The sequence below is a fragment of the Nocardiopsis exhalans genome, assembly GCF_024134545.1.
GTDB lineage: Bacteria > Actinomycetota > Actinomycetes > Streptosporangiales > Streptosporangiaceae > Nocardiopsis > Nocardiopsis exhalans.
Window position 1 is genome coordinate 1,693,123 of sequence record NZ_CP099837.1, and the last position, 25,265, is coordinate 1,718,387.

Below are 25,265 nucleotides of genomic sequence, written 5' to 3' on the forward strand. Positions count from 1 at the left end.
GGACCCCGCCATGCGTGACTCGCTGGGAAGCGTGCGAACCGTCCTGCTGCTCGGCGGACGCAGCGAGATCGGACTGGCCGTCGCCGAACGGCTGGTGCGTGAGGGCGCCCGCGAGGTGGTGCTCGCCGCCCGGGGCGGGGCGGGCGACGCCCCGAGCGTGTTCAAGGCGCTCGGGGCGACCACCCACTCGCTGGACTTCGACGCCGAGGCCTCCGGCACCCACGCCGCCACGGTGACCGCCGCGGTGGAGCTGGTCGGCGACCTGGACGTGGTGGTGGACGCCTTCGGGGTGCTGGGGGAACAGGCCGAGTACGAGGCCGACCCGCTCGCCGCCGCCCGCGCGGCCGCGGTGAACTACACCGGGCACGTGTCCGTGGGCCTGGCAGTCGCCGCCCGCCTGCGCGAGCAGGGACACGGGGCCCTGGTGGTGCTGTCGTCGGTGGCCGGGGTCCGGGTGCGCCGGGCCAACTTCGTGTACGGCTCGGCCAAGGCCGGGCTGGACGGGTTCGCCCAGGGCCTGGCCGACTCCCTGCACGGCAGCGGGGCCCGGGTCCTGGTGGTCCGGCCGGGCTACGTCGCCACCCAGATGTCCCGGCACGTGGACCCCGCCCCGTTCCCGGCCACCCCCGGCCAGGTGGCCGAGGCGGTCTCCAAGGGCCTGCGCGGTAGAGCGACCACGGTCTGGGCTCCGCGCGTCCTCCAGCCGGTCTTCGCCGGGATGCGCATGCTGCCCCGGCCCCTGTGGCGCCGCCTCGGCCGCTAGCCCCGCCACCCCGTGACGCTTCTTGCCACCAGAAGCGCGGTACCACCGCAAACCGAGGGCGCCGAACCTGCCTCCGGCAGCAAGGTCACGCTGAGGAGTGGGGTCAGTCGAGGTCGGGGCGGGTGCTCGGCAGGAACATCGCGGGGACCATCGCCGCGGCGGTCAGGCCGGTCATCCACCAGAAGGTGGCCTGGAAGGCGGTCTCGGGCTGCGCGTTCCCGGCCAGCAGGGAGGACAGCAGCAGGGCCAGGGCGGCGGTGCCGATGGCGGCACCCAGCCGCTGGGTGACGTTCAGGGCGCTGCTGGCCCGGGGCACCTGGTCCGAGGGCAGCCGCCGGTAGGCGGTGGCCAGCATCGGCACCATCGCCGCGCCCAGCCCCAGACCGCGGACGAACATCGCGCCGGCCAGCAGGGCGGGGGAGGTGTCCGGCCCGGCGAAGGCGAACGGGGCGGTGGCGGCCGCGCCCACCAGGAGGCCGACCACCACCAGGTAGCGCGGTCCCACCCGGTCCGTGACCGAACCCATGAACAGGTTCACCAGCGCCACCCCGGCCGCCATCGGGGCCATCAGCAGCCCGGCGGTCATCGCCGAGGTTCCCTGGATCTGCTGGAAGAAGAGCGGGAGCAGGAACATGCCCGCCCAGATGCAGATCCCGAACACGAACATCAGCAGCGCGCCCAGCCCGAACAGCAGCTCCCGGAACAGACGCAGGTCGATCACCGGTGCCGGGCCCCTGGGGCGCTCGCGCAGCGCGTGCACCACGAAACCGATGATCAGCAGCAGGCCCGCGGCCGCGAACACCAGGGCGTAGGGGGAGTCGCCCAGCACGGACAGGCCGTAGAGGAGGGTGGCGATTCCGGGGGAGAGCAGGAGCAGCCCGACGACGTCGAGCCGTTCGGTGGCCCGCGGGTCGCCCTTGGGTACCCCGCGCACGGCCAGGGCCATGGCGAGCAGGATCATGGGCACCGACACCACGAAGATCCAGCGCCACCCCAGGGTGTCCAGGACCATCCCGCCCAGAACCGGGCCCAGCGCGGGCGCCAGCTGGATGGGCACGCTGATCAGGCCGATCGCCCGGCCCAGGCGCTGCGGCCCGGCGGCCTGTACGAGGATCGTCATGACCAGGGGCAGGACCATGCCGCTGCCCAGACCGGTGACCACGCGGAAGGCGATCAGGCTCTCGATCGACCAGGCCGCGGTGCACAGCAGCGAACCCGCGCCGAACAGCGCGAGCGCGGTCATCCAGGTGGCGCGCTGGCCGAAGCGGTCGATCGCCCAGCCGGTCATCGGGATCACCGACGCGGTGGAGAGCAGGTAGGCGCTGGCCACCCACTGCGCGGTCGAGACGGGGGCGTCCAGGGACCGGGAGAGGTGGTCCACGGCCACGTTGACGATCGTGGTGTCCAGCAGGGCGGCCATGGCGCCGACCAGCAGGACGGCGGCGAGCTTGAGCAGCGGACCGTCGAGCTTCTGTGGTGCGGGGTTCTGCGCCGGCACCGTGGCCGGAGCCGGGGGAAGGGCGGGTTCCAGAGGCCGGGGAGTGGCGGATGGAGAGGTGGGGTCTTGCTTCGCCATAGTAAGTAAACTACACGGTGCAGTTTCCTATGGGAACCGGGTTCTCCCAGGATGACGGGCACGGGATGATGGAACCCGGCAGGGTTCCCGACGACAGAGCGACGGCAGGGCGAATTGATGACCGATACGTGCGGGGACGGGCGTGACCGCAGGTCGGCGGCCAAACGCGAGGCCATCGCGGACGCCGCGCTGCGGGTGTTCCTGAGCGAGGGCTACGCGCGGGCCAGCGTCGACGCGATCGCCGCCGGCGCGGGAGTCTCCAAGCGCACCATCTACAACCACTTCGAGGACAAGCGGGCGCTGTTCCTCACGATCGTCTCCCGGTGCAGCGCCGCCCTGGCCGCGGACCACGCCGCGATCGCCGCCCGCCACTTCGGGGACGCGCGGGACGCCCGGGAGGCGCTGGTGGGGTTCGGGGACGAGTGGCTGTCGCGGAAGGGCCGCCGCGCCGACCACGCGGCCCTGGTCCGGCTGCTGATCGGGGAGGCCGCGCACTTCCCCGACGCCGCGCGGGCGTGGTCGGACAACGGTTCCGAGCTGGTCCTCAAGGATCTGGCCGCGCACCTGCGCACCCTGGCCGACCGGGGACTGCTGGAGATCGGTCCGGGCGCCGAGGAGACCGCCGCCGGGCACTACGTGGCACTGGTGCGCAGTCCGGCCAACGGCCTGACCTTCTTCGGGGCGCTCCCGCTGCCCGACGAGCAGCGTCTCGCGGTGGTCCGTTCCGGGGTGGACGCCTTCCTGCGCATCCACGGCCCGGGCCGGGGCTGAGCAGGAGGGGCGGGGTCCTCACCACGGCCCCGCCCCGCACTCAGCCCAGCTCACTTCCTCGGACCCGCTCCCGGGTCCCGGAGCCGGTAGAACATCAGCGGCACCAGGCAGCACACCATCACCGCGGCGGGCAGCAGGGTGCTCCCGATCAGCATGCCGCGCAGCGCCGTCCCGCTCTGCTGGACGACCTCGCCCGCGCCGGACTCCACGTAGCCGCTCAGGGCCAGGGAGAGCGAGAGCAGGCCGGTGCCCACCGCCTGGGCCATCGCCTCGCCCGACGTCCACACGCCCGACAGCACCCCGCCCTGGCGGCGGCCGGAGCCGTCCTCGGCGGCCATGCAGTCCGCCAGCATGGAGGCGGGCAGCATCATGGTCCCGGACAGGCCCACGCCCACCAGCACCGACGAGAACACCGCGCCGGGTACGCCCCACAGCGGGATGAGCAGCAGCCCCAGGCCGCCGAGCGCGAAGACCGCGGCGGAGCAGGCCGCCGCGCGCTTCTTGTCCACCCGCAGCGAGAGCCGCTTCCACAGCGGGGCCGCCGCCATCAGCGGGACCAGTACGCACACCATCAGGATGCTCGTGTACGCGGGCTCGCCCATGATGTTGGCCGTCACGTACGGCACGCCCGCCACCATGGTGCCGCTGGCCACCGCCATCAAGAGGTTGGCCGGGAACAGTACCCGGAAGTGCCGGTGGGCGAAGGCCACCCGCAGCTGGGCGAGCAGCCCTTCGGACCGCGGCCGGAAGGCCGGGCGCGGCGCGCGCCGGGTGCCGACCACCGTCCCCAGCATGGACAGCACCAGCACCGCGCCCATGAACAGCCCCATGAGGCGGTAGCCCGTCACCGGGTCCTCGGGGACGTTCTGGATGACCGGGGCCAGCGCACCGCCCAGCAGCAGGGCCAGGCCCGCGAAGGCGGTCCGCCAGGTGTTGAAGGTGGAGCGCTCGTGGTAGTCGGAGGTGATCTCACCCGGCATCGCCGTGTAGGGCACGACGAACATGGACGAGGCCAGCGCGGCCAGCACGAACAGCGCCGCCACGTAGGCGGCGGCGCCCGCGCCCTGGAGCGGAGGACCGGCGAACACCGCCGCGAACAGCAGGGGGAGGGTGAGCGCCCCGGCCAGCATCCAGGGGCGCCGGGGACCCCAGGAGGACCTCGTCCTATCGGACCAGATACCGATATACGGACTGACCAGAAGGTCGATCAGCTTGGGGAGGAAGATCACCGCACCGGCCAGGGCGGGGCTCACCGCCAGGGTGTCGGTCAGGTAGATCAGGAGCAGCAGGCCGGGGACCGTGTTGAAGACCCCCAGGGCTACCGCGCCGGTGCCGTACCAGGCGTGCACCGAACGGGGGAGCGGCCGGGGGCCCGCTTCGGAGCCGGGCACACGAGGGGCCCCGTCCTCGGACGGGGCCCGGTGGGTCGTGGTCACGCGCGCTCGTCCACGGGGGTCTTGCCGGTCTCGGCCGTCCCGGCCTCAGCGGACCCGGCGTCGGCGGGACAGGACCCGGCCGGAGCCTTCTCGGCCGCCTCGGCCTCGGTGGGCCCAGTGCCGACGGGGCAGGACTCCGCGGCGGCCTCGGCGGGTCGGTCGCCCTCCTTGCCGTACAGCTCCTCGTGGGCCACCGGGTCCACGTTGTGCTGGACCGGGCAGGTCGCGGGGAACGTGCCGAGCTGATCCACGTCGTACCCCTTGGGGTAGCTGCGGATGTTCGGGTTCATGTCCGCCCACAGCGGCTCCTCGCGCGGCTTCATCCGCCGTACGACCTTGGCGCGCAGCTTCAGCGCGATGTCCGCGGACTTGCGCATCGCCTTGCTCGGCGGGTCGTACCGGAAGGTCGTGATCAGCGACTCGTCCAGGATCGCCATCGAGAACTTGCGGGCCAGCCCGGCCACGCGCGGCGGGTAGAACGTCACCATGAGGTCGAGGGTGGCGTCGGAGACCCTGCGGCCGCCCTCGGTGTAGGCGAAGTGGTCGCGCTCGTAGTTGTCGAGCAGCTCGCGGAAGCCCTCGTAGGTCTCGGGGACGTCCTTGATCCCCATGTACTTGCCGAGCTTGCGGTAGTAGTGCGTGATCGCGCTGATCTCGTGGTCGCTCAGCTTGCGCCAGCCGTAGCCGTAGTCGTTGAGCCAGCGCACCGGCATGATCACGAAGGTGCTGAGCACGTACCGGTAGTCGTCGTTGCTGATGTCGTAGGACCGGTGCATCTGGTTCATCCGGCGCAGGGAGTCACGGCCCTTACCCGGCTCGAAGCCGTGCCGGATCATGTTGCCCAGGATGAGCGCGGTGTCGTCGTAGCGCTTCTGGGTCTTGCCGGTGAACTGGTCGGTGTCGCCCAGCAGCTCGCCGATGGAGGGGACGGCGTAGGTGCGGTACAGCGCGATGCCCAGGGCCCGGCCCATGTCCCATGGGAACTCGTGGGAGTTGAGGATCTGCATGATCCGCACGCAGTCCGCCTCGGCGTCCAGGCGGTGGATCTCGTCGCGCCAGTCGAAGCGCTTCATTCGCGGTTCCTTCAGGGGAAGTGGGGATGGTGAACAACGGGGGATTCGGGGGGCAGGGTTCGGCGGGGGCTCCGGTGCGGGGTGCGGGGTGGGGACGCGGGCTCAGTTCTCGCTCGGCTCAGTTCTCGCTCGGCTCGGTTCCGGCCGACTCTGTCCCAGCCGGCCCTGTGCCGACGGAACCGGGGGCGACGGCCTGCCCCGGGGCGGGAACCCTGGCGCCGGTCCCGGGGACGCCCCGGGTACGCAGGTCGTGCGGGACCGGGCAGCCCTGCGGGAAGGTACCGATGCGGTCCGGAGCGTAACCGTCCGGGTAGCTGCGGATGTTGGGGCTCATCCGGGCCCAGCGCGGCTCCTCGCGCGGCTTCATCCGCCGTACGACCTTGGCGCGCAGCTTCAGCGCCGCATCACCCGACTTGCGCCAGAACGCCGAGGGCTCCGGGTACTTGAAGGCCTTGATCAGCGGGTCGTCCAGCAGCCCCTGGGTGAAGGGGCGCACGAGGGGGCGCTGCCAGGCCGGGTAGAAGCCGACCATCAGTTCGAGGGTGGCGTCGGAGACGGCGCGGCCGCCCTCGGAGTAGGCGAAGTGCTCGGCCTCGTAGGAGTCCATGAGCTCGCGGAACTCCTCGTAGGTCTCGGGGATGTCCTTGATCCCCATGTGCTGGCCGAGCTTGCGGTAGTAGTTGGTGCTGGCCGCGATCTCGTGGTCGCTCAGTTCGCGCCAGCCGTAGCCGTAGTCGTTGAGCCAGCGCACCGGCATGACCACGAAGGTGCTGAGCACGTACCGGTAGTCGTCGTTGCTGATGTCGTAGGACCGGTGCATCTGGTTCATCCGGCGCAGCGCGTCGCGCCCGCGGCCGGGACCGAAGCCGTGCTCCAGGATGTCGTTCAGGATGAGCGCGGTGTCGTCGTAGCGGTGCTGGGTGCGCTCGGTGAACTCGAGGGTGTGCCCGAGCAGCTCGCCGATGGAGGGGACGGCGTAGGTGCGGTACAGCGCGAGCCCCAGGGCCTGCTCGATGTCCCAGGGGAATTCGTGCGTGCCCAGGATCTGGACGATCCGCTCGCAGTCGGCCTCGGCGTCAAGGCTGTGGATCCTGTCGCGCCACTCGAAACGCCTCATCTGAACTCCACCTCGTCCGGGCCCGCCCGAGACGGGTCCATGGTCGTCGGTACCGCGAAACGCCCGCCGGGAAGACGTTTCACCGCCTGGCACTTTACCTGGACGCTTCGTGTGTACAGCTGATGGAGGGGCGCTGTCCTGCCCCGGGCACCGAACCGTGTCCGGAATGTTCCCAAAAAACACGGAAAGGCGGGCGAGGAGAGGCTCCGGAACCCTCCTCACCCGCCCATGCCCGCACACCTGCGCGGTGACACGTTCCGCCGAGCGGTGACGCCTTCCGCGTTCCTACGCGGTCACGCGCTCCGCGACCCGGTTCACCAGGGTCAGCAGCACCTGCTTGGCGGACTCGCGTTGGCGTGCGTCGCACAGCGCCACCGGGATGTCGGGGCTCAGGCTCAGAGCCTCACGCACCTCGTCCGCCTCGTACTGGTGGGCGCCCTCGAAGCAGTTCACCGCGACCACGAACGGCACCCCGCGCCGCTCGAAGAAGTCCACCGCGGCGAAGCAGGTCTCCAGGCGTCGGGTGTCGGCGATCACGATCGCGCCCAGGGCGCCCTCGGACAGCTCCTCCCACATGAACCAGAAGCGCTCCTGCCCGGGCGTGCCGAACAGGTACAGCACCAGGCTCTCGCTGATGGTGATGCGGCCGAAGTCCAGCGCCACGGTCGTGGTGGTCTTGGACTCCACGCCGGACAGGTCGTCGACCCCGTAGCTGGCCTCGGTCATCACCTCCTCGGTGCTCAGCGGGGCGATCTCGCTCACCGCGCCGACCAGAGTGGTCTTGCCTGCGCCGAAACCACCGGCCACCAGGATCTTCAGTGCCGAGGGGACGGGGGCCTCGGGGCCCGGTTCAGAGTCTCTGGATGCCATCGAGAACCGCCTGGAGTACGTCCCGGCTGACCGGGCTCTTTGCTGTGTAGGGGGCGCGGGCCAGGGCCAGGCCGCGGTTGAGCAGGTCGCTGAGCAGGACCTTGACGACGGCGACCGGGATGTCCAGGTGGGCGGACACCTCAGCCACCGACTGGGGGCGGCGGCACAGTTCCAGGATGCGGAGCTGCTCCGGTTCGAGCGCCATCTCGTCGACCTCGGCGCGCTTGGCCGCGATCACCACACTGATCATGTCCAGCTGGATGGCGTCGGCGTGGTCGCGGCCCTGCGCGATCACGTACGGCCGGACCAGCGGTCCCGCCTCCTCGGCTCCCGGGGCGTCGTCGCCGTAGCCGCCGATCGCGTCGCGATGCGGCAGGCCGTGCGACGGTATGCCCGGATCGAACTCGTTGTGCGCTTGCATACCGACCCCTAACGCGTGGCTTCCCCGGAAGCGCCCTCGTGGCGGGGCGCGGCGTCGAGATAACGGCCGACCTGCTCGACCAGGACGTTCATCTCGTAGGCGATGAGGCCGACGTCGGAGCTCTCCTCGGCCAGGACGGCCAGGCAGGCACCGCGGCCGGCGCCGGTGACGAAGAGGTAGGCGCTCTCCATCTCCACGACGGTCTGCAGGACCTCGCCGCCGCCGAAGTGGCGGCCGGTGCCCCGGGCCAGGCTCTGGAAGGCGGAGGCCACCGCGGACAGGTGCTCGGCGTCCTCCTTGACCAGTTCGCGGGAGCGGCCGATGAGCAGGCCGTCAGCGGAGAGGACGATCGCGTGGCGGGATCCCACGGCGCGGTCGAGCAACTCGTCGAGCAGCCAGTCGATGTCCTTCTTGCCCGCGGCGTTTCCGCTGCCGCGCTCGGCGCTTTCGGTACTCGTCACGGTTACGCGTCCTTGTCGGTGTCGTTGGTGTTCTGCTGGCCGTCGCGCCGTCCGCGGTCCGTCCCCTGCTGGAACGCGGACATGTTCCGGCGCAGCCGGGCCAGCCGTTCCTTGCCGTCGAGGGTCGGCTCGGAGGAGGGACCGCCACCGGCCGCGGGTCCGAAGTTCCCCGTGTCGGAGGGATCGGTCGCCAGCTGGGGGGCCAGGTTCTCCTGCGGACGACGCTTGGGCAGCGCGGGGCGGCCGCCGCCGGCCTGGACCTTCTCGGCCGGCTCGGGGTCCTCGGCCGGGGACCCCGCGGGGGAGTCCGGAACCGCGCTGATCCGGGAGTTGCGGGTGGGCAGGGAGGGACGGCGGTCGTCGTCCTTGGCGGGGGTGCTGAGCAGGTCGCTCTCGGGCGCCTCGGCCGGGGCGGGGGACGGTGCGGGGGTCTGGGACGCTGCCTCGGGCGCGGTCGAAGCCTGGGACGGCGCCTTGGCGCCGTCGCCCCTGTCAGCGTCAGCCCTGTCTTCGCCGGTCCGGTCGCCCTCGGGCGTCGGCGACGTGGAAACCGAGGTCAGCAGCGGCTTCCCGGGCCGCTTGGTGCGGCTCGCCTCCAGTGCGGCGCCGGGGGTGCGGTCGACGATCTCGCGCACCTCCCAGATGTCCTCGCCGGTGTCCTCACCCGCGGGTAGCGGGGTGCGGTCACCCGAGATGAGGCCCTGCGGGAGCAGCACGATGGCCTGCACGCCGCCGTACGGCGACGAACGCAGGTGTACGCGGATGCCGTGGCGGTGCGCCAGGTGCGAGACCACGAAGAGGCCGAGGCGCATCTTCTCGTTGAGGCGCATCACGTCGAACTCGGGCGGGTCCGCCAACAGGGCGTTGGCCGAGGCGAGCTCGCCGTCGGTCATGCCCAGGCCCCGGTCCTCGATCTCGATGGTCACACCGTTGGGCACGTCCTCGCTGCTCAGGCGTACCTGGGTGTGCGGCGGCGAGAACATGGCGGCGTTGTCGACCAGCTCGGCGACCAGGTGGATGACGTCGGCGACGGCCGGGCCGTTGAGGTTCACCCGGGCGATGCGCTCGCGCTTGACCCGGGTGTAGTCGCCGGACTCGGAGATCGCGCCGCGCAGGACGTCGATCAGCGGCATGGGGCGGTGCCAGGTGCGGCCCGGGGCCTCACCGCCGAGGATCAGCAGGTTCTCGGCGTTACGGCGGGAGCGTGTCGCGAGGTGGTCCAGTTTGAACAGCTGGGCGAGCTGGTCCGGGTCCTCCTGCTCGCGCTCCATCTTGTCCAGCAGGCGCAGCTGGCGGTGGACCAGCGTCTGGCTGCGGTGGGCGATGTTGAGGAAGACGCGGTTGACGCCCTGGCGCAGCTCGGTCTGCTGGACGGCCTCCTCGATGGCTGCGCGCTGGGCGGTGTTGAACGCCTGCGCGACGTCACCGATCTCGTCGTCCCCGGCCTTGAGCTCGGGCAGCGCGGTGGAGGTGTCCACGCGCTCGCCGCGGTGCAGGCGGTCCATGATCTCCGGCAGCCGCTTCTCGGCCATGTCCTGGGACTCCGTGCGCAGCGTGAGCAGGCGCTCGGTGAGGTTCCGGGAGGAACGGCGGGCCAGGAAGAACGCCACCGCGATGACGGCGGCGACACCGAGGCTGCCGCCGACAGCGAGGGCCACGGCGCTGTTGGCGTCCTCACGGCTCATCTGCGCCGAGTGCAGTGCCTCGTCCGCGCCCAGAGCGGTGAGTTCGGTGAGCACGTGGTCGTAGGCGGCGTCCCACTCGGCCTTGTCCACCGGCATGGTCAGGTCGTCGACGGTCTCCGGGGCCAGCGTGATCGGGTCGGTGACCGTGGTGGACTCGATCTCGCGCTCGACGATCTCGTCCGAGAGCCGGGTCAGGGTGGCGAACTCGGGGCTCTCCATCACGGCGTCGTAGCGCTCCAGGTGGCCCTCGCCCGCGAGGTAGGGGGCGTTGGCGTCCAGGAGGGTCTCGAAGGCGCCCAGCAGGGCGGTGAACTCGCGCTGGTCCTCGAGGGAGAGGTCGCCGGTGGCGAAGGCGCGGGCGATCTGTGCGTCCAGCTTGGCGCCCACGTCCACTGTGCGGAACATGTACACCGCGGTGAAGCCGGGGCTGACGGCGTCACCCTCGTTGCCTTCACGGCCCTGGCTGTCGAAGCTGTCGGCGCCGTGCAGGACGAGCTCGTTGTAGTAGTCCAGGACGTCGGCGCGGCCGGCGTCACCGTTGTCCACGGCTTCGCGGAACTCGCCGATCTCCTGGTACATGCCGTGCAGCATCTCGATGTGCATGCCGGCGTCGCCGGGGGCGAGGTCGGCGAACCCGATGAGGTCCTCGACGACGGCGCCCAGGGAGTCGTCGGTGGCCTGCCGGGTCTGCTCCAGCTGCTGGACGAGGTCGGCGTCGTCGGGGTTCTCGATGTAGGCGATCGTCGCGGACCGCTCCGTCATCGCGTCCACGAGGCCGACGGCGGCCGGGGTGACCAGTTCGTCGGTGGCCTTGGACCGGATCAGTTTCAGGGCCGCGTCGCCGCCGAGGGCGAAGGTGAGGATCAGCCACAGCGCGACCAGCGCGGTGGTGGGGATCATGACCATGGCGCGGATACGGGCGGTGATCGTCCGCCCACGTTTCTTCGGTACTGCCTGCACGGTTCTCCTGTCGATCCGCGTCAAAGTCTTCTCGGGGTGGTTGCGGTGCCGCGTGGCCGCCAGTTTCCGCTTCTTGGGCGGTCGGCGCGCTCGCACGTGGGGGCTCCACCCCGCGGGCCGTGCTCGTCCCGTCATGGGGTGGTCGAGGCCGGGCCTACCGCAGAGTAACCATAAACGGGGGTTTCGGCGTTGGGGATGGTATCTCGCCTGGGAAACAGCGGATTATCCGGGTACCGCTGGCAGTCTGCCATGAAGTTGCGAAATGTTCATCCAAGGGCGCGTATGACGTTTGTGGGGACGGTGTTCCAGGAGAGGCCCGTGTCCTATAGGGCAAACGTCACACGTGGTTCCCGGTTCCGCTTTGCGAGGCGCTACCGGATACCCGCCGAACTGCTCTTGGGAGGTGATGTCGCCGTTCCCTCCCCACACCGGCGCGGGGCGTACTAGCCTGGCGCCCCGGGAACGAGCAAGGGGAACGCACACGCCATGGGGCAACCGTTCGGCGGAGGTCAGGCCGCCATCGAGGTGGCGGTCGCCGCCATACCGCTGTTGATGGTCATCGGATCCGCGCTCTACCTGCGCGGTCAGCACCGGCGCTACGGGCGCCTGGTGGGCTGGCCCGGACAGCTCACCCTCGCCACCCTGCTTGCCGGGCTCGGCCTGGCGGTGTACGCGGTGTGGCCGCTGCCCGCCTCGGCCGACGGGCTCTGCCCCGTCGAACCCGCCCCCGCCCCGCCACTGGAACTCCGTGACGCCGCCCTGGCCCTGGGGATCTTCCTGCCGGTGGGGATCCTGGCCCGTTCCAGGTTCCGTCGCGGAGTGTTCACCACGGTGGCCATCGGCACCGGCCTCGCCGTGGCGGTGCACGCCGTCCGCGCCACCGGTGTGCTCGGCCTCTACCCGTGCGCCTACAACGCCGCCGCCCTCGAGATCGCCGGGATCGCCGCGGCCGGGACCCTCCTGGGTTGGCTGCTCGCCCGCTGGGTGCCCGCCCTCTGGCCGTTCGGCCCGCACCGCTCCTGGCCCGTGGCCGTCCCCGACCGGGTCGCCCCGGACCTGGCCCGGCGCATGTTCGGCACCCTGATCGACCTGGGCCTGTGGTGGTTCGGCGCGGCCACGCTCGTCGCCCTGCTGAACGCCTACGGGATCATCCGCCCGGGTACCCAGGAACAGGTCCTCACCGGCACCCTCCTGGGGTTGTCCCTGCTCTTCGGCCTCTTCCTGCCCCTGCTGCGCCGCGACCGCAGCACCCTGGGCCGCGCCGCCGTCCACCTGGCCCTGACCGAGTGGAGCCTGCCCCGCCCGGCCGTCCGCCGCCGCGTCCTGGCCCGCGCGGCACTGCTCTACGCCCCGGTCACCGCGCTGGTCGCGTTCGGCCTGCCGTGGTTCGCCCTCGCGGTGGCCGTTCTGCACGCCTGCACCGCGGTGGTCCGCCCGGACGGCGCAGGCCTGGCCGACCTCATCTGCCGCACCCGCGTCCGCACCCGCTCCAGCCTGACCGGGTCCCTTCCCCAGCGCCTGGTTCGTTACGTCCCGCCCAAGGAGGACGTCCCCGCTCCGTCCTGAGCCACAGGGGGCCCTTCCGTTCGTGCGCCGGGGCGGCCGATCCTCCGGAACACAGCGCGAGACGAGACAAGCCGCTAGCGAGGAACGAGCTGGAGCAAGGGCCGCGCCGAAGGCTTCTGTTGAGGGTGGTGGCGGGCGACGGGCGGGCGCAGGCGCGAGGTTACACGGTCCAGTGGAGGTAGCCCAGGAACGCTCCGATGAGGACCAGGAGCAGGCCGAGGGAGCCGAACATGCCGCGGACCCAGTGGCTGAGCCAGGGCGCGGAGACGATGCGGGCGTGTTCGGGGACCTCGGGGTCGTAGGAGACGGTGACGATCTCTCCGGCGCGGGAGGCCATCCAGCCGGTGTTCTCGTGTTCAGCGTGGATCTCCTTGCCGTCCTCGGTCTGGAACTGCACGATCATCCGGGAGGCCACCGACGTCTCGTGGTAGCCGATGACCCTTCCCTTGGCGCGGACGCCGTTGCGGACCAGGCGCAGTTCCATCCGGGTGTCGCGGGTGACCATCCACAGCAGGACGGCACCGACGATCACCGGCAGCAGCGGGTAAAGGTCAGCCATGGCGGGGGAGTCCTCTCCGGGGTTCTTCGTGCGGGGGATCAGCGCGGGGAGGCTGGCCGATGAGACCGTCGGCCATGTGCGCCAGGGTGGTGTGGATGTCCTCCACGGGACGCTCTGGCTGGAGGGTACGCCAGTCCAGAGCCACTGTGACCACCATGCCGAAGAGAGCGGATCCCGCAAGGGAGGTGTCCAGGTCCGGCCGGGTCAGGCCGCGTTCGACCATGGCGTCGAGCTGGTCCGTGATGACCCCGATCGCCTCGGTGCGGATCTGTCGGACCGCCTCGTACCAGGCCCGGTTGGTGCGCCAGGCCTCGGCGATGAGCAGCCGGGCCAGCGCCTCGTGGGTGCTGATGAACACCACCCCGGCCCGCAGTACCTCGGCCAGGGCTTCGCGGGGCGCGGCGCCCTGGCCGGGGTCGGGCACGGAGTCCCGAAGCGTGTCGGCCAGGCGGGTCACGCCCCACTCCATCAGGGCCGCGTACAGCTCGTTCTTGCCCCCGAAGTTGTAGTAGACGGTGCCCTTGGCGACGCCGGCCCGTTCGGCGATCTCGTCGACGGTGGTGGCGCCGTACCCCTGTTCCGAGATCAGGGTGACGGCCGCTTCGAAGAGTTTGCGCCGGGTGGCTTCACGGCGGCCGCTGAGGGGCCGCCCCGGTTCGGGGGTGCTCACGTTCATTCCTCCCATTGTGCCCGTGACCGGGTCACCCGTCAGATCTTCAGCGCCGGGTAGAGCGTGGACATCGTCCATTCGCGCTTCTTGGCAACGGCGCGCCAGGTGAGGAGCATGGGTACCACCAGCCACAGCGCCATCACCCCGAACGCCTGCGCGACCACGGTCATGTCGCCGCCGCCGACCAGGTGCCGCATGGCGGTCACCCCCCAGTGCAGGGGCAGGTACGGGCCGATGGCCTGGAAGAACGCCGGGCTGGTCTCGATCGGGTAGGTACCGCCCGCCGAGGTCAGCTGCAGGACCAGCAGCACCAGCGCCACCACCCGGCCCGCGGCGTTGAACTTCACGTTCAGGTACTGCACGGTCGCGGTGAACGCGGCCGAGGTCAGCAGGAGGAAGGCGATCAGCAGCAGCCAGTTCTGGGAGTCCAGACCCAGCGCCAGGCGCAGGACGGTCAGCATGACCGCCACCTGGGCCCAGCCGAGGATCAGCGGGACGATCCGCCCGGACAGGGCGACCCGCCAGGAGGCGGCGGAGGAGGCCAGCGCGCGGCTGGACAGCGCGGGCAGCACCATGAACACCATCATGGCGCCGACCCACAGGGACAGCGGTACGAAGAACGGCGCGAACCCGGTGCCGTAGTTGGGCACCTCGTTGTCCACCTCGCTGTCGAGCCGGACCGGCTCGCTCATCATGTCGGAGGCGGTGACCCGGCCCTGGTCGGAGTAGGTGGGGATCTCCTCCACCCCGTCGGCCAGACCCTCGGCGAGCTCGTCCGTACCCGAGGAGAGCTGCCCCAGGCCGTCATGGAGGTCACCGGCACCGCCGCTGAGCGTGCCCAGTCCGGTGTCGAGCTCTCCGGCCCCTTCGGCGGCGCCGGAGAGACCGTCGCGCAGGTTGCGCGTGCCCTCCGCCAGTTCCGCCAGGCCCTCGGCGAGTTCGTCGATCTGCTCCCGGGCGTCCTCGGCGTCCTCGACGATGTCTGGCAGGTCCTCGGACAGGCTCACCGCCTTCTGGCTGAGGGCGGCCGCCTCGGCCGCGGCGGAATCGATGTCCTCGCGGTTGTCGTTGACGAACCCGGACACCTCCAGGGCGGTGGCCATGGCCCCCTGGAGGTCGGTGAGCAACTCGTACAGCTCGGGCTGCTCCTCCTCCAACTCGGGGTGGTCCCCCAGGTAGTCGGTGAGCCGGCCGTCGACCTCGGTCAGCGCGGTGACGTCGATCTCCTCGGGCAGCTCGCCCAGGGCCTCGGACACCGCACCGGAGACCTTCGCGGCCTCCCTGGCCTTCTCCTGGATGTCGGGGATGTCCTCTTCGAGCTGGGGCAGCCACTCGTCCACGAGGTCGTCGAGCGCGCCCACCTTCTCGTTGACCTCGTTGGAGGCCTCGGTGGCACCGGTGGCGATGGTCTTCGAACCCTCGTAGAGCTGGCCGATCCCGCCGCTCAGCGACCCCGCGCCCTCGTGTGCGCTGTCGATCCCCTCGGACAGCTCCCCGGAGCCGGCCTCGGCGTCGTCGGCGCCGGTCGATATCTGGTCGGCCCCCTCTGAGGCCTCCTCGGTCTTGCTGTGGATCTCGTTGAAGCCCAGGAAGATCTGGTCGAGGTAGTCGCTGATGGCGGAGGTCGCCGCCGCCTCGCGGATCTCCTTGAAGGCGCTCCCGGCGAGCTGGCGGACGATGTAGCTGTTGGAGTCGTTGTAGTTGGCGACGAGCAGCGCGGGGACCGGTTCCTCGCGGTCGCGGGAGGGCGAGGTGATGGCCTCGCTGAAGTGCGCGGGGATGGTGAGGGTGACGTAGTAGGTGCCGTCGTCCAGGCCGACGGCGGCCTCCTGGGCGTCCACGAGGTGCCAGTCGAGGTCCCCGCGGTCCAGGAGGGTCTCGGTGAGCTCGTCGCCGGCGTTGACCTCCTCGTCGTCGACCTCGGCGCCCTCGTCCGCGTTCACCAGGGCGACCGGCAGGTTCTCCATCCGGTCGAAGGGGTCCCAGAACGACCACAGGTACATGCCGGAGTAGAGCAGGGGGATGAGCATGAGCGCGGCGAGCGCCGCGGTGGGCAGCGGTGACCGCAGGAAGGACCGCATGGTGAGCAGTCCGAGCCGGGGGACGGCCAGGAGACGGTAGCGGGGGGCGCCGGGTTTCCTACGAGTCTTCACGGTGCGCACCCCCGCCGGTGTTCTCCGTCGCCGATCCCTCGCGGTCGAGCAGTTCGTCGATACCGATCACTTGCCCGGTGTCCTCCGCCCCTGAGTCGTGGGTTCCGGTGCTGCTGGTGTCCGTACTGTCGGCGGCCGTGCCGTTCCCGGCCCCGTCCTTCCCGTCGCTACCGCCCTGTCTGATCGGCAGGGGACCCTGGGTGTCCCGGTCGGCCACGGTGTCGAGTGCCCGGGAGTCGGCGCAGGTGGCGATCACGGTCAGCCCTTCGTCGGCGAGGTCCTTCAGAGACCGCCACATCCGGGCCTGGTGTTCGTCGTTGAGCCCGCTGTCCACGTTGTCCACCACGAGCAGCCGGGGTTCGGAGACCAGGGCGAGGGCCACGCCGAGGTGTCGCCGCTCCAGCATGGAGAGCTCCTTGACCATGGTCCGGCGGTCCAGGTCGGCCAGCCCGGCGGCGCTCATCGCCGCGTCCGACACGGTCCGGGCCGAGGGCCGCAGACGCAGTAGGCGGGCCTCGGAGAGGTGTTCACTGACCCGCAGGCGTTCGTCGAGGGCGTTGACGTCGTCCATCAGCCCGAGCGCGCTGATCCGCCGTACCTTCCGCGCCTGCTTGGGCAGGGTGTATCCGTCCACGTGCAGGGTGCCCCCGGTGGGTTTCATCCGGCCGGAGAGGGTGAGCAGCAGCGCGCTGCGACCGCCCCCGGAATCGGCCTGGAAGACGGTGAGCGTCCCCGGGCGGGCGGTGAAGTCGACCCCCGTGTAGACGGGCCCCTCGCGGGTGGTGAGTGTGACGCCTTCTGCGTGCACGCGAGCTCCGGTGGCCCGACGCATCCTTGCGGCCTCCCCCATTTTTGAACTGACCAGTCAGTACAAATTCTCGGCTCCACGGTACTGGCCCGGGGCAGTGGTCCCGAGCGTTCGGGCCTGTGGCCTCTGGCACAACGAGGCGCACCAGGGGATGGCGGGAACGGCGGTCGAACTTGGCCCGCGCTTTTCCGTGGGCGAAAGGTGGGGTACGTTGATACGTAATTACGTAATAATGCTGAGCTGACTACCGTGAACCGGGGAGAAGACATGGCGAAGACCGCACGGGTACTGCAACGGCTCTATCTGTTGAGCATCCCGGTGGTGTTCCTGTTGCTGGTCCTCAGACAGAGCCTCGGCCTCTCGCCCTGGTGGAACCTGGCCGCGGTCGTACTGGTCGGAGCACTCTTCGCGGCCGCGGCCACGTCCCGGGCCGTGTGGCACAGGGCGGAACGGAAACGGGAGGCGCCCGACCCGGTGGAGGTCGCCCCGCCGGTGAGCGGTGAGTGGACCGCGGTGAACAGCCCGGCCGACAAGGTCCCCAGCCACGGGGTACGCGGCACCGGCCAGGAGTACGCCATCGACGTCTTCGTGGACTCCGGACGACCGCTGGTCGATGGCTGGTGGCCCGTGACCCGGCGCCCCGACGACGGCTTCCCGGCCTTCGGCCAGCCGATCCTGGCGGTCGCCGACGCCACGGTGGTGCATGTGTCCGACGGTCAGCGCGACCACCGCAGCCGCAACTCCTACCCGGGCTTGCTCTACCTGTTCGGTGAGGGCTGCGTCCGCGCCTTCGGCGGGGTGCACCGCATCTTCGGCAACCGCGTCGTCCTGGACCTGGGGGGCGGTGTCTATGCCGCCTACGCCCACCTGAAGCGGGGTTCGATCGAGGTCGCGGAGGGGGACCGGGTCACCGCCGGCCAGCGGATCGGCCTTTGCGGGAACTCGGGCAACTCCAGCGAGCCACACCTGCACTTTCAGCTGATGGACCACCCCGAGATCCCCCGGGCCACGGGTGTCCCCTTCCGCTGGACCGGGGTCGGCGTCCCCGGGGCCGGAAGGCCCTTCGCCGCCGCGCCCGCTCCCCGCTGAACACGCCCGCTGAACCCGCCGACCGAACCGTCTGCCGAACTACGGCCTCGGTCCGCGTCCGTGTACGGGACGCGGACCGAGGCACTCCAGGCCTAGACTGCGCCTCGGCAGGACACCGGACGGGGTGCGGACGAGGCAATCGGGGGAGATCACGTGAGCAGCATCGAGGAGCGGGCGGCCAAGGCCCTGGACGACCCGGAGAACTGGCCCGCCGAACCCAAGGAGGCCGTGGCCCGCCAGCGCCTGCTGGCCGACCGGGTGCGCACCGAACCCCTCGACCCCGACTCCGTGCGCTACGTCGCCGGGCTGGACGTGAGCTACGGAGTGGGCGACACCGAGCTCGCCGCGGCCGCCGTGGTCCTGGACGCCCGCACCCTGGAGGTCGTCGACACCTCCCTGGTCGCCGACACCCCCTCCTTCCCCTACATCTCCGGGCTGTTCGCCTTCCGGGAACTGCCTCCGGTGCTCAAAGCCATCCAAGGGCTGTCCGTGGCCCCCGACGTCTTCGTCTGCGACGGCTTCGGGCTGGCCCACCCACGCCGCTTCGGGATCGCCAGCCACCTGGGCGTTCTCATCGACGCTCCGGTGATCGGCTCCGCCAAGTCCGTGCTCTACGGGCGCAACTCCCCGCCGGGAGAGGAGCGCGGCTCGTGGACGCCCATGGTCGCCGGGCGCTCCGAGCTCGTGGACGACACCGAGACCCTCGCCGCGGAGGGGGCCGAGGTGGTCGGCCGGGTCCTGCGCACCCGTGCCAGGACCAAACCCGTCTACGTGTCCGTGGGCCACCGCGTGGACCTGGCCGGTTCGGTCGACCTCATCCTGCGGCTCTCGCCCAAGTACCGGATCCCCGAGCCCATCCGGCACGCGGACCGCCTCTGCGGCCAGTACCGCAAGGAGCACAAGGAACAGCAGGGGCACGAGACCAAGAACTAGGCCCACGCGAAGACACGCAGAAGAAGGCACACAGAAGGGGAGGGGCCCGAAAGCCCCTCCCCGTCATTTCTGCTGTACTCGGACTACCAGCCGTTCTCCACGGGGCGGCCCTCGTTGTACCCGGCCGCGCTCTGCACACCCACCACGGCGCGCTCCTGGAACTCCGCCAGCGACGTGGCGCCCGCGTAGGTCATGGAGCTGCGCACACCGGCGATGATCTGGTCGATGAGGTCCTCGACCCCGGGACGCTCGGCGTCCAGGTACATCCGACCGGTGGAGATGCCCTCCTCGAACAGCGCCTTGCGTGCCCGGTCGAACGGGGAGTCCTCGGACGTGCGCAGCCGCACCGCGCGGGCCGAGGCCATCCCGAAGCTCTCCTTGTACTGGCGGCCCTGGGCGTCGCGCATGACGTCGCCGGGCGACTCGTAGGTCCCCGCGAACCAGGAACCCACCATCACGTTGGACGCACCGGCGGCCAAGGCCAGGGCGACGTCGCGCGGGTGGCGCACCCCGCCGTCCGCCCACACGTGCTTGCCCAGCTCACGGGCGGCGGCCGCGCACTCCAGCACGGCGGAGAACTGGGGGCGGCCCACGGCGGTCATCATCCGGGTGGTGCACATCGCGCCCGGGCCCACGCCGACCTTGACGATGTCGGCCCCGGCCTCGATGAGGTCCCGGGTGCCCTGGGCGGTGACGATGTTGCCCGCGACGATCGGCACGTCCGGCGAGAGCGCGCGGACCTTCTCGATCGCGGAGATCATCTTCTCCTGGTGGCCGTGCGCGGTGTCGATCACCAGGGTGTCCACACCGGCGGCCAGCAGCTCGGCTGCCTTGCCCGCCACGTCGCCGTTGATGCCCACGGCGGCCGCGACGCGCAGCCGGTTCCGACCGTCCACGGCGGGCTCGTACAGGGTGGAGCGCAGCGCGCCGGTGCGGGTGAGCACACCCACCAGGGCGCCCTTGTCGTCGACGACCGGGGCGAGCCGGTGCCGGAAGTCGTGCAGTATCCCGAACGCCTCCTGCGGTTCGGTGCCCGCGGGGATGGTCAGCAGCTCGGTGGACATCACGTCGCGCAGCTGCGCGAAGCGGTCCACGCCCGCGCAGTCGGCCTCGGTGACCACGCCGACCGGGCGGCGCTCGTCGTCGACGACGATCACGGCGTTGTGCGCCCGCTTGGGCAGTAGGTTGAGGGCCTCACCGACGGTGCTGGCCGGGTTCAGGGTGATGGCGGTGTCGTAGACCAGGTCGCGCTGCTTGGTCCAGGCGATGACGTCGGAGACGACCTCGAAGGGGATGTCCTGCGGGATGACCGCGATGCCGCCGCGGCGCGCGATGGTCTCGGCCATCCTGCGGCCCGCCACCGCTGTCATGTTCGCGACGACCAGCGGCACGGTGGTGCCGGTGCCGTCCGGGGACGACAGGTCGACGCTGAGCCGGGAACCCACGGCGCTGCGGCCCGGGACCATGAACACGTCGCTGTAGGTCAGGTCCTGGCTGGGGACCTGGTCGTTGAGAAAACGCAATGCCTCTACCTCGGTCGAGACCGAAGGGGGTGGACCACTCCGCCGCGTCGCCGCCGACGGCACCCTGTTGATCCCCCTCTTACCAGTCAAGTATGCAGTCGCCATTAGGTTGGGGGTACCCCCGTCTGGCATGATGACTCGATCCCACCTCTACTCGGCCCTCGCCCCTGCCTCGAATCGGCGACCGCATCCAGTGCGCCGTAGGCCTTCTCGGGCTCGGGGCTTTCCAGGAGAACTCCCGCATGTCGCGTTTCACTCTCGCGCAAGTCAAGGAAGAGACCTACAAGGCGAAGGACGCCTGGTGGACGGTCTTCCTGGTCGATCCGCTGGCGGGCCGGCTGGTGGTGTGGACGGCGAACCGGACCAACATCACACCGAACCAGCTGACCCTGGGCGCCGGTGTGCTGGGCCTGCTGTCCGCGATCTGTTTCGCGGCCCCCGTCTGGGCGGGTGACCTGGGCTGGGCGTGGCTGCTGGCCGGCGCGCTGCTGTTCCACCTGAGCTTCGTCCTGGACTGCATGGACGGCAAGATCGCTCGGCTGAAGCACAACGGGTCGGTCTTCGGTAGCTGGGTCGACTTCGTCTTCGACCGGATCCGCTTCTTCGGCTGCGTGATGGCGCTGCTGATCGGCCAGTGGCTGGTCACGGGTAACGCCGCCTACCTGATCGTCGCCCCGGTGGTGGTCTTCTTCGATCTGCTGCGCTACCTCAACGGGTCGCAGGTCGCCAAGACGCGCAAGAGCATGAAGCAGGCCCTGGCGGTCGCCTCGGGCGACACCGACCGGCTGCGCGCGGAGGCCGCCAACCCTGACGTGTCCGACCCCGAGGACGACGAGATGTCGGACGCCCCGGCCAACGCGGAGACCCCGGCGCCCAAGGGCCTCTATCCGCGGGTGCGGAACTTCCTGCTCCAGCACCGGGTGCGCCCGCACCTGTTCAGCGGCATCGAGTTCGAGATGTTCCTGTGCGTGGTGGCGCCGGTGACCGTGCTGGTGGCCTTCTTCACGCCGCTGAACAGCCTCATCATCCCGGTGGCGGTCTTCTCCGTGCTGGCGCTGGCCTTCTTCGAGGTGGTGCTGGTGGCCCGCCTGTACCAGGAGTCCCGGCGCTTCGAGGCGCGCCGCCGTGAGCTGGCCGCCGCGACCCCGGGCACCGCGGGCGGCGGCAGCTGAGCCGAGGCGGCCCGAAATGAGCTGAGCCGACTTCCCTGACAAGCAGAAGGGGCGTCCCGCACCGCGCGCGGGACGCCCCTTCTGCTGTGACTTTCACGGGAGGCCGGGAGGTGTCGGGAGGTTCTGCCTAGACGGAACTCCTCTCCCGCTCGGTCCCGCTCCCGGCCGCACGCTTCCTGGCGTCGGCCTCCTTCCGGGCGAGGCCCTTGTTGTCGTCCTGGCGCAGGAACCAGGTCGGCTGCGGCTCGACCGCCCACTGCAGGCACTTGCGCACCAACGGGGTGCACAGCAGCAGGGTCAGCCCCACGCCCGCCGCGAGTGTGGCGGCCAGCCCCACCGGGCCGGTCATCACGTCGTACCAGGGCGTGTTCTTCAGGATGAGCAGGACCACCGAGTGGCCCAGGTAGACGAAGAGCGTGTAGGCGCCCAGCGACGTGTACCAGGTCTGCCGCTTCGGGGTGAGTGCCAGGACCGCGATGGTCATGGCCAGGGCCAGACCCATGAAGGCCAGCCGCAGACCGATACTCGGCAGCAGCGGGTCGATGTCGCGGTCGGTGAGGCTGTCCCGCCAGAACAGCCAGTCCCGGCTCAGGTGGTCCGAGATCGGCACGGCCAGGACGGCCGTGACGCCCAGCACCAGCACGGAGCCGACGCGCACCCAGAGCTTGTCCAGGTAGGCGAAGTGCTCGCGGCGCAGGCTCAGGCCCAGCACGAAGAAGGGCAGGAAGCTCAGCACCCGGCCCAGGGACAGGGTGCTGCCCAGGTCCGCCGTGGCGGCGAACAGGGAGATGATGATCGCGATCGCCACCGGCCAGCGCAGCCGCTGCCACACCGGCACGCTCAGGCGCCACAGGAACAGGGCGACCAGGAACCACAGGGTCCAGGTGGGCTGCAGCACGGACAGGGAGTCCGGGAGCCCGCCGCGCTCGACCGTGTAGATGGCCTGGTGCGCGGTCCAGAAGATCAGGTAGGGGACGGCCAGCGTCAGGACCAGCTTCTCCACCCGGTTCGACGAGGCGTCGAAGGACCGGGAGAGGTAGCCGCTGATCAGGATGAACGCGGGCATGTGGAAGAAGTAGATCCAGTAGTAGAGGGCACTGGCGGGCCCGTAGTCGGTGAGCGGTTGGATCGCGTGGCCGACGACGACCAGCGCGATGAGGATGAATTTGGCGTTGTCCAGGCGGGCGTCACGACCCGGCGGCTTCTCCTGCGCGGCCTTGGCCGTGGCCGCGGAGACCCGGGCGGTCGCGCTGTGCCCGTTCTCCGGGGGCTGCGGTGCAGGACTGGTCATGGATGAGGCCACAAAGGACTCCGAGATCACATTTCGGGGCTATGGGTGTCGGTCCCGCGACCCTCCGTGCGGGATGGAGGTCGTCCGGCCAGCCGAGGGCGGGGATCAGGTGGTGCCGTGCCGCGTGGTGCGCGAGGGGGTACCGGGCGAAGCCGTTCGGCGAACATGCTTCCGTTACGCTACTGAGACATACTGCGGTATGCCAGTAGTTCGCACAAATCAGGTAAAGGTTCCCGAGGCGCGCTCAGGCTCGGGTGCGGGTCTCATGAGGGCCCGGGGCCGGTGGAGACGGGCGTGTGATGGCTTACCGTGCGCAGACCCTAACCCATGGGTTCCACCAGGGGACACCACGGCACGAATGTGGCAGTGTGAACCGGCGGCGGCCTCGCCGATAGGCTGCTCCCAGGCGGCTGATCCCCCCTGACAACCATTCATCCTTTCAGCGCCCGCAGCCGAGAACGAAGAAGGCGGTGGAAACCGTGCCGCACGCGGTGGACCCGAACCGTGCAGCTCAGCACGGCAGCGTGGTCATGCGACTCCTTGACGAGCTCTTCCCGCTCGTGGAGGGGGTCTACGTCGACCTGCACAAGAACCCGGAGCTCTCCCACTCCGAACAGCGCACCGCCAGCGTCGTCGCGGAATGGCTGAACCGAACCGGCTACGAGGTCCACAGGGGCGTCGGCGGCACCGGTGTCGTCGGCATCCTCCGCAACGGCCCCGGCCCCACGGTGATGCTCCGCGCGGACATGGACGCCCTCCCCCTGGAGGAGAAGACCGGTCTGCCCTACGCCAGTACCGCCAAGGCCCAGGACCCCGACGGCGTCGAGGTCCCGGTCATGCACGCCTGCGGCCACGACGCCCACACCGCCTGCCTGATCGGTGTCGCCGACCTGCTCTCGGAGACCCGTGAGGAGTGGGCCGGAACGGTCATGGTGGTGGCCCAGCCGGGTGAGGAGACCCTCGACGGCGCCCAGCGGATGATCGACGACGGTCTGTACGACCGCTTCGGCCGCCCCGACGTCATCCTCGGCCAGCACCTGGGCCCGCAGCCCGCCGGGCTCATCTCCCACCGGGCCGGGATCATCCTCGGCGCGGCCAACGCCTACCGGGTGCGGATCTTCGGCGAGGGCGGCCACGCCTCCCAGCCGCACACCACCGTGGACCCGGTGCTCATCGCCGCCAACATCGTCACCCGCCTGCAGGGCGTGGTCTCCCGCGAGATCAGCCCCAGCGAGATGGCGGTGCTCACCGTCGGCAAACTCCAGGCGGGCACCAAGGCCAACATCATCCCGGACGAGGCCTACCTGGAGATCAGCACCCGCGCGCTCAACGAGAACATCGCGGACCAGCTGGAGCAGTCGATCGAGCGGATCGTGCGCGCGGAGGCCGCCGCCTCCGGTGCCGGTCGTGAACCCGAGGTCGAGCGCTTCCAGGGCAGCGGGGTCACCCACAACGACCCGATCGCCACCGGGGACGTGGCCGCCGCTCACCACGCCTACTTCGGTCCGGACTACGTGATCCACCTGCCGGACCCCTCCCCGGCGACCGAGGACTTCTGCCGCTTCGGTCTGCCCGAGGACCCGCAGCCCATCCCGTACGTGTTCTGGTTCGTCGGCGCCACCCCGCACGACGTGTGGGACAACGCCCCCGGTGACACGCCCTACGAGAAGATGGGCAACGTCCCGAGCAACCACTCGCCGTTCTTCGCACCCGACCGCGAACCCACCCTGCGGGCCGGGCTCGCCGCGCTCACCGTGGCCGCCCTGTCCTACCTGGGCAGCGAGAACAAGAACCCGACCGCCATGGCCTCGGCCTCCGCGGCCGCCCCGATGGGCAACTCCTTCCCGGGGCCGGCACCCACCGAGACCGCGGACCCGCGGAGCAACACCGACCCCAGCGCGAGCTTCGGCGGCGACCCGTTGTCGGACATGCCGCCGCCGGTGCCCACCCCCACGAACACGCCGGTCGACCCGTTCTCGGACCCGCTCACCGGGCCGCGCCCCGCGGAGCCCAGCTTCTCCGAGGAGGCCAACGACGCCTACGACAGCGCGTTCCTGGCCGCCGGCGCCTGGCCGGAGGAACCCGCCCAGTCCGCCTACTCCACCCACGACGCCGACATGGACTCGGTCATGGGCCGGCAGGACCAGGAGATCCGCGACGAGTGGCGCAGTGACAAGGCCGAGGAGTCGACCCTGTCCGCCGACATGGCCGCGATCATGGACGAGGACGAGGCCCCCGCTTCACCTTCGGGCCCGCCCGCCGGGCCGTCCTACGGCGGGCCGCCGCCGGCGGGCAACGCGCACTCCGCGCCGCCTCCCCCCGGGCCGGACGACGATCTGCCCGACGCCCAGTACCGGCTCTGACCACA

At 70.7% G+C, this 25,265-nt stretch carries 21 protein-coding genes; 7 read left to right on the top strand and 14 right to left on the bottom strand.

Annotated elements, in window-relative coordinates; genetic code table 11:
- Nucleotides 1-10 precede the first annotated feature (10 nt).
- Nucleotides 11-763 (top strand): decaprenylphospho-beta-D-erythro-pentofuranosid-2-ulose 2-reductase, encoded by a 753-nt coding sequence (gene dprE2, locus NE857_RS07535; protein WP_184370200.1) that lies wholly within the window; start codon nt 11-13, stop codon nt 761-763.
- A 103-nt stretch (nt 764-866) separates the two neighbouring features.
- Here dprE2 and NE857_RS07540 read toward each other — a convergent pair whose 3' ends face one another.
- Nucleotides 867-2,339 carry a DHA2 family efflux MFS transporter permease subunit gene (locus tag NE857_RS07540; protein ID WP_254420340.1) on the bottom strand — a complete coding sequence of 491 codons (1,473 nt, stop codon included), beginning with the start codon at nt 2,337-2,339 and terminating at the stop codon, nt 867-869.
- Nucleotides 2,340-2,456: 117 nt separating this feature from the next.
- Between NE857_RS07540 and NE857_RS07545 the strand changes: the two genes are divergently transcribed.
- Complete coding sequence (locus tag NE857_RS07545; protein ID WP_184370205.1) at nt 2,457-3,110, top strand: TetR/AcrR family transcriptional regulator; 654 nt, start codon at nt 2,457-2,459, stop codon at nt 3,108-3,110.
- 50 nt (nt 3,111-3,160) lie between these two features.
- On the opposite strand, the gene NE857_RS07550 is transcribed toward NE857_RS07545, so the two are convergent.
- The 7 genes from NE857_RS07550 to NE857_RS07580 form a co-directional block, all read right to left on the bottom strand.
- Complete coding sequence (locus NE857_RS07550; protein ID WP_254421910.1) at nt 3,161-4,501, bottom strand: MFS transporter; 1,341 nt, start codon at nt 4,499-4,501, stop codon at nt 3,161-3,163.
- Nucleotides 4,502-4,542: 41 nt separating this feature from the next.
- A complete protein-coding gene (locus tag NE857_RS07555; RefSeq protein ID WP_254420341.1) occupies nt 4,543-5,619 on the bottom strand; it encodes an oxygenase MpaB family protein in 1,077 nt (358 codons plus the stop codon).
- Between the two features lie 118 nt (nt 5,620-5,737).
- Nucleotides 5,738-6,736 (bottom strand): oxygenase MpaB family protein, encoded by a 999-nt coding sequence (locus tag NE857_RS07560; RefSeq protein ID WP_184370211.1) that lies wholly within the window; start codon nt 6,734-6,736, stop codon nt 5,738-5,740.
- 285 nt (nt 6,737-7,021) lie between these two features.
- A complete protein-coding gene (locus tag NE857_RS07565; RefSeq protein ID WP_184370214.1) occupies nt 7,022-7,606 on the bottom strand; it encodes a GTP-binding protein in 585 nt (194 codons plus the stop codon).
- Nucleotides 7,587-8,027, bottom strand: a complete 441-nt coding sequence (locus NE857_RS07570) for a DUF742 domain-containing protein (protein ID WP_184370216.1) — start codon at nt 8,025-8,027, stop codon at nt 7,587-7,589. The genes NE857_RS07565 and NE857_RS07570 overlap by 20 nt, the downstream gene beginning before the upstream one ends.
- A gap of 8 nt (nt 8,028-8,035) precedes the next feature.
- Nucleotides 8,036-8,488 (bottom strand): roadblock/LC7 domain-containing protein, encoded by a 453-nt coding sequence (locus NE857_RS07575; protein WP_184370219.1) that lies wholly within the window; start codon nt 8,486-8,488, stop codon nt 8,036-8,038.
- Between the two features lie 2 nt (nt 8,489-8,490).
- Entirely contained in the window at nt 8,491-11,133 is a 2,643-nt protein-coding gene (locus tag NE857_RS07580) for a nitrate- and nitrite sensing domain-containing protein (protein WP_301184316.1), read from the bottom strand.
- Nucleotides 11,134-11,619: 486 nt separating this feature from the next.
- Here NE857_RS07580 and NE857_RS07585 point away from each other — a divergent pair, with 486 nt between their 5' ends.
- Nucleotides 11,620-12,699: an RDD family protein gene (locus NE857_RS07585; RefSeq protein WP_184370222.1), complete on the top strand. Its 1,080-nt coding sequence runs from the start codon at nt 11,620-11,622 to the stop codon at nt 12,697-12,699.
- Nucleotides 12,700-12,859: 160 nt separating this feature from the next.
- On the opposite strand, the gene NE857_RS07590 is transcribed toward NE857_RS07585, so the two are convergent.
- From NE857_RS07590 to NE857_RS07605, 4 genes are read right to left on the bottom strand one after another with little or no spacing between them, the layout of a single operon-like run.
- Complete coding sequence (locus NE857_RS07590) at nt 12,860-13,258, bottom strand: DUF3592 domain-containing protein (protein ID WP_184370225.1); 399 nt, start codon at nt 13,256-13,258, stop codon at nt 12,860-12,862.
- On the bottom strand, nt 13,251-13,943 hold the full coding sequence (locus NE857_RS07595) for a TetR/AcrR family transcriptional regulator (RefSeq protein ID WP_051072918.1): 693 nt from the start codon (nt 13,941-13,943) through the stop codon (nt 13,251-13,253). Before NE857_RS07595 ends, NE857_RS07590 begins: the two co-directional genes overlap by 8 nt.
- A 23-nt stretch (nt 13,944-13,966) precedes the next feature.
- A complete protein-coding gene (locus NE857_RS07600; protein WP_246421397.1) occupies nt 13,967-16,009 on the bottom strand; it encodes a YhgE/Pip family protein in 2,043 nt (680 codons plus the stop codon).
- Nucleotides 16,010-16,067: 58 nt separating this feature from the next.
- Nucleotides 16,068-16,913: an ATP-binding cassette domain-containing protein gene (locus NE857_RS07605; RefSeq protein ID WP_254420343.1), complete on the bottom strand. Its 846-nt coding sequence runs from the start codon at nt 16,911-16,913 to the stop codon at nt 16,068-16,070.
- A 243-nt stretch (nt 16,914-17,156) separates the two neighbouring features.
- On the opposite strand from NE857_RS07605, the gene NE857_RS07610 reads away from it, so the two are divergent.
- On the top strand, nt 17,157-17,978 hold the full coding sequence (locus tag NE857_RS07610; RefSeq protein ID WP_254420344.1) for a M23 family metallopeptidase: 822 nt from the start codon (nt 17,157-17,159) through the stop codon (nt 17,976-17,978).
- A 153-nt stretch (nt 17,979-18,131) separates the two neighbouring features.
- Nucleotides 18,132-18,911, top strand: coding sequence for an endonuclease V (locus NE857_RS07615; RefSeq protein ID WP_254420345.1), 780 nt, complete (start codon nt 18,132-18,134; stop codon nt 18,909-18,911).
- A gap of 83 nt (nt 18,912-18,994) precedes the next feature.
- Here the strand turns inward: NE857_RS07615 and NE857_RS07620 are convergent, their stop codons facing one another.
- Entirely contained in the window at nt 18,995-20,434 is a 1,440-nt protein-coding gene (locus NE857_RS07620; protein WP_254420346.1) for a GuaB1 family IMP dehydrogenase-related protein, read from the bottom strand.
- Nucleotides 20,435-20,676: 242 nt separating this feature from the next.
- On the opposite strand from NE857_RS07620, the gene NE857_RS07625 reads away from it, so the two are divergent.
- Nucleotides 20,677-21,606 carry a CDP-alcohol phosphatidyltransferase family protein gene (locus NE857_RS07625; protein ID WP_254420347.1) on the top strand — a complete coding sequence of 310 codons (930 nt, stop codon included), beginning with the start codon at nt 20,677-20,679 and terminating at the stop codon, nt 21,604-21,606.
- A gap of 127 nt (nt 21,607-21,733) precedes the next feature.
- On the opposite strand, the gene NE857_RS07630 is transcribed toward NE857_RS07625, so the two are convergent.
- Entirely contained in the window at nt 21,734-22,897 is a 1,164-nt protein-coding gene (locus tag NE857_RS07630; protein ID WP_254420348.1) for an acyltransferase family protein, read from the bottom strand.
- 470 nt (nt 22,898-23,367) lie between these two features.
- Between NE857_RS07630 and NE857_RS07635 the strand changes: the two genes are divergently transcribed.
- The gene (locus NE857_RS07635) at nt 23,368-25,260 is read left to right on the top strand and encodes an amidohydrolase (protein ID WP_254420349.1); all 1,893 of its coding nucleotides are present in this window, start codon (nt 23,368-23,370) and stop codon (nt 25,258-25,260) included.
- The last annotated feature ends 5 nt before the right edge of the window (nt 25,261-25,265 follow it).

Excerpts from the sequence above, each read along its gene's own strand:
- dprE2 (WP_184370200.1), top strand. The coding sequence starts at position 11 with ATGCGTGACTCGCTGGGAAGCGTGCGAACCGTCCTGCTGCTCGGCGGA.
- NE857_RS07540 (WP_254420340.1), bottom strand. The coding sequence starts at position 2,339 with ATGGCGAAGCAAGACCCCACCTCTCCATCCGCCACTCCCCGGCCTCTG.
- NE857_RS07545 (WP_184370205.1), top strand. The coding sequence starts at position 2,457 with ATGACCGATACGTGCGGGGACGGGCGTGACCGCAGGTCGGCGGCCAAA.
- NE857_RS07555 (WP_254420341.1), bottom strand. The coding sequence starts at position 5,619 with ATGAAGCGCTTCGACTGGCGCGACGAGATCCACCGCCTGGACGCCGAG.
- NE857_RS07560 (WP_184370211.1), bottom strand. The coding sequence starts at position 6,736 with ATGAGGCGTTTCGAGTGGCGCGACAGGATCCACAGCCTTGACGCCGAG.
- NE857_RS07565 (WP_184370214.1), bottom strand. The coding sequence starts at position 7,606 with ATGGCATCCAGAGACTCTGAACCGGGCCCCGAGGCCCCCGTCCCCTCG.
- NE857_RS07570 (WP_184370216.1), bottom strand. The coding sequence starts at position 8,027 with ATGCAAGCGCACAACGAGTTCGATCCGGGCATACCGTCGCACGGCCTG.
- NE857_RS07585 (WP_184370222.1), top strand. The coding sequence starts at position 11,620 with ATGGGGCAACCGTTCGGCGGAGGTCAGGCCGCCATCGAGGTGGCGGTC.
- NE857_RS07590 (WP_184370225.1), bottom strand. The coding sequence starts at position 13,258 with ATGGCTGACCTTTACCCGCTGCTGCCGGTGATCGTCGGTGCCGTCCTG.
- NE857_RS07595 (WP_051072918.1), bottom strand. The coding sequence starts at position 13,943 with ATGGGAGGAATGAACGTGAGCACCCCCGAACCGGGGCGGCCCCTCAGC.
- NE857_RS07600 (WP_246421397.1), bottom strand. The coding sequence starts at position 16,009 with ATGCGGTCCTTCCTGCGGTCACCGCTGCCCACCGCGGCGCTCGCCGCG.
- NE857_RS07605 (WP_254420343.1), bottom strand. The coding sequence starts at position 16,913 with ATGCGTCGGGCCACCGGAGCTCGCGTGCACGCAGAAGGCGTCACACTC.
- NE857_RS07610 (WP_254420344.1), top strand. The coding sequence starts at position 17,157 with ATGGCGAAGACCGCACGGGTACTGCAACGGCTCTATCTGTTGAGCATC.
- NE857_RS07625 (WP_254420347.1), top strand. The coding sequence starts at position 20,677 with ATGTCGCGTTTCACTCTCGCGCAAGTCAAGGAAGAGACCTACAAGGCG.
- NE857_RS07630 (WP_254420348.1), bottom strand. The coding sequence starts at position 22,897 with ATGACCAGTCCTGCACCGCAGCCCCCGGAGAACGGGCACAGCGCGACC.